General features: G+C 52.7%; 3 protein-coding genes and 1 pseudogene. 3 read left to right on the plus strand and 1 reads right to left on the minus strand.

Annotated features, from left to right (window positions below; all coding sequences use genetic code 11):
* The 3 genes and pseudogenes from AB5H98_RS13100 to AB5H98_RS13110 form a co-directional block, all read left to right on the plus strand.
* Positions 1–717 (plus strand): annotated as a pseudogene (locus AB5H98_RS13100) (ribonucleoside-diphosphate reductase subunit alpha); the annotation flags it as partial.
* Between the two features lie 18 nt (positions 718–735).
* A complete protein-coding gene (locus tag AB5H98_RS13105) occupies positions 736–1,779 on the plus strand; it encodes a ribonucleotide-diphosphate reductase subunit beta (RefSeq protein WP_367926330.1) in 1,044 nt (347 codons plus the stop codon).
* A 78-nt stretch (positions 1,780–1,857) separates the two neighbouring features.
* Positions 1,858–2,706: a patatin family protein gene (locus tag AB5H98_RS13110; RefSeq protein WP_367926331.1), complete on the plus strand. Its 849-nt coding sequence runs from the start codon at positions 1,858–1,860 to the stop codon at positions 2,704–2,706.
* Between the two features lie 37 nt (positions 2,707–2,743).
* Here AB5H98_RS13110 and AB5H98_RS13115 read toward each other — a convergent pair.
* Positions 2,744–3,168, minus strand: a 425-nt coding sequence (locus tag AB5H98_RS13115; protein WP_367926332.1) for an NAD(P)H-hydrate epimerase, incomplete at its 5' end; no start/stop codon positions are given.

Raw genomic sequence — 3,168 nt, forward strand, 5'->3', positions numbered from 1 at the left:
GATTTAAACTTCTACCCATTGCCCTATGCCAAAATCACCAATCGGCGTTATCGCAGTATTGGGCTCGGAGTGTCTGGCTACCATCACATGCTTGCAAAACATAAGTTGCGTTGGGAAAGCCAAGAGCACCTGGATTTTGTAGACGACTTGTTCGAGCGCATCAATCGTGCAGCCATTGAGGCGAGCAGTGCGATTGCTGCGGAAAAGGGAAGCTACGCCTTCTTCGGGGGCAGCGACTGGCAGACCGGCGCCTATTTTGAAAAACGGGGCTATACTTCGCCCCAATGGCAGGAACTGGCCGCCCGGGTGGCGCGGCAGGGTATGCGTAACGCCTACCTGTTGGCCGTAGCACCTACGTCATCCACCAGTATTCTCTCGGGCACTACTGCGGGCATTGACCCTATTATGAAACGATTTTTTCTGGAAGAGAAAAAAGGCAGCATGTTGCCCCGCATTGCGCCGCAATTGTCTATGGAGACTTATTGGTATTATAAAGCGGCACATCAGATGGACCAGAGCTGGAGCGTTCGGGCCTGTGGTGTGCGTCAGAGGCACATTGATCAGGCTCAGAGCATGAACCTGTATATCACCAATGATTATACCTTGCGCAAAGTGCTGAACCTTTATATACAAGCTTGGGAGAATGGTGTCAAAACCATTTATTATGTGCGTTCTAAATCGCTGGAAGTGGAGGAGTGCGAGAGCTGCTCTTCCTGACAGAAAGGAGAAACGACTATGGATCATCTTGTGAAAAAGCCGCTGTTTAATCCTGGCGGCGATACGGATGTGCGGCTGCGCCGTATGATCGGAGGCAATACCACCAATCTCAACGATTTTAACAATTTAAAATACCCTTGGGTCAGCGACTGGTATCGGCAGGCCATGAACAACTTTTGGATTCCTGAGGAAATCAATCTGGCCCAGGACGTGAAGGACTATCCTCATCTGTTGCCGGCCGAGCGCACAGCCTACGATAAAATCCTCAGTTTTTTGGTTTTTCTGGACTCCATCCAAACGGCCAATTTGCCAAACATTGGCGAATACATCACCGCCAACGAGGTAAACCTGTGCCTTTCTATCCAGACTTTCCAGGAGTGTGTGCACAGCCAGAGTTACAGCTATATGCTGGACACCATTTGCAGTCCTACTCAACGGGATGAAATCCTGTATCAGTGGAAGACGGACGAACATCTTCTGCGGCGCAACACTTTCATCGGGGAGTTGTACAACGAGTTTCAGAAGAAGAAAGATGCCGTCACGCTGCTGCGGGTACTGATGGCAAACTTCATTCTGGAAGGAGTGTACTTCTACTCCGGATTCATGTTTTTCTACAATCTGTCCCGCAATGGCAAAATGCCTGGCTCGGCGCAGGAAATCCGCTACATCAACCGGGACGAAAACACGCATTTATGGCTGTTCCGCAACATTTTGCTGGAACTTCAGAAAGAGCAGCCCGAGCTGTTCAGTGCGGAGAATGTGGCCATGCTGCGGGAAATGCTGGAAGAAGGTGTGCGCCAGGAAATCGCCTGGGGACACTACGTGATTGGGGATGATGTACCCGGTCTAACGAAACGTATGGTCACGGACTACATTCGGTATCTGGGCAACTTGCGCTGGTCGAGCTTGGGCTTTGGTACATTGTACGAGGGCAGTGAGAACGAGCCTGCGGATATGGCTTGGGTCAGCCAGTACTCCAATGCCAATATGGTGAAAACCGACTTTTTCGAAGCAAAAAGCACGGCCTACGCCAAAAGTACTGCTTTGGTGGATGACCTATAAGCACCGGCCACGTGAAATTCAATTTGAAATGTGCTACAATAAAAAGAAAAAATTGCAGCAAAAGAAGGTTTGAATCACATGGCAAAAACAGGGCTTGTACTGGAAGGCGGCGGCATGCGCGGTGTGTTTACCGCCGGAGTGCTGGACTTTTTTCTGGAAAAGGGCCTGACCTTTGACAACATTTATGGGGTATCCGCCGGAGCATGTCATGCCTGCAGCTATATTTCTGGGCAAAAGGGGCGGGCGTTGGGAATATCGGTAGATTATCTCCACGATCCACGGTACTGCAGTATGCGCAGCTTTTTGAAAACCGGAGACTTTTTTGGTGTAAAGTTCTGTTACGACACCATTCCCAACCAACTCGATCCGGTGGATTACAATGCCGCACTTCGCTATCCGGGCCGCTTTTATGCGGTGGTTACCAACTGCCGCACAGGCAAAGCAGAGTACATGGAAGCGCGGGATATGAGAAAGAATATTCGGGCCATCCAGGCTTCGGCCTCGCTTCCGCTTTTGTCCCGCATGGTAAACATCGGCGGGCAAAAATACTTGGACGGTGGCATAGCGGATTCCATCCCTTTGACCAAGAGCATGGCAGATGGCAATGAAAAGCACGTGTTGGTGCTGACTCAGATGGCCAGCTACCGCAAGCAACCCAACCGGATGATGCCGGCGATTCGCGCCAGGTACCGCCATTGGCCCAAATTGGTACAGGCTTTGGGCGATCGGCACATCCGCTATAACCGCACATTGGAGCAGGTGGCCCGGCAGGAAGCCGCAGGCAACGCCTTTGTGATTCGTCCCCAGGCGCCCAGCGGCATCGGCCGCATTGAAAAGGACCCTGCCAAGCTGCGCGCGCTGTACAAAGCGGGCTACGAAGAGGCAAAGCGCCGCTGGCCAGAGCTGGAGGCATTTTTGAACAGTTAAAAGAAAAGAGGCAGGTCACTGAACCTGCCTCTTCTTTTTATAGACGGATGCCAATGTCCGCCACTACTACTTTGCCGCATTGCCCACAGGCCAGAGCGTGACAGGGTTTGGCCGCGTGAAAGGTCACGGTGCAGTCTGCCTGTACGGAACCCGGGGCCACTCGTCCGGTGTCGCATTCCACGCCACTGGGAATATCCAGAGCCAAAACCGCGCCGCGAGCTGTGTTCATCCAGCGGGCCGCCTGGGCTGCGTCAGCTCGCAATTCGCCGTGAAATCCTGTGCCGCACACGCCGTCCACCAGCACATCCGCTCGCTCTACAAAGTTTTCGGCCTGTTCATCCATACCTCCCATGGGAATAGAAAGAGCCGCTGCCCGGTCAAAATTGGTTCGGGCATCCGGGGTGGCAGGTACGGGTCCGTCGGTCAGAATCACCCGAACTTCCATTCCAGCCTGATGCAAGA

It is taken from the genome of uncultured Ruthenibacterium sp. (assembly GCF_963558415.1).
Lineage (GTDB): Bacteria > Bacillota > Clostridia > Oscillospirales > Ruminococcaceae > Ruthenibacterium.

What these genes read in the sequence shown, in the direction of transcription:
- AB5H98_RS13105 (WP_367926330.1), top strand. Translation starts at nt 736, where the DNA reads ATGGATCATCTTGTGAAAAAGCCGCTGTTTAATCCTGGCGGCGATACG.
- AB5H98_RS13110 (WP_367926331.1), top strand. Translation starts at nt 1,858, where the DNA reads ATGGCAAAAACAGGGCTTGTACTGGAAGGCGGCGGCATGCGCGGTGTG.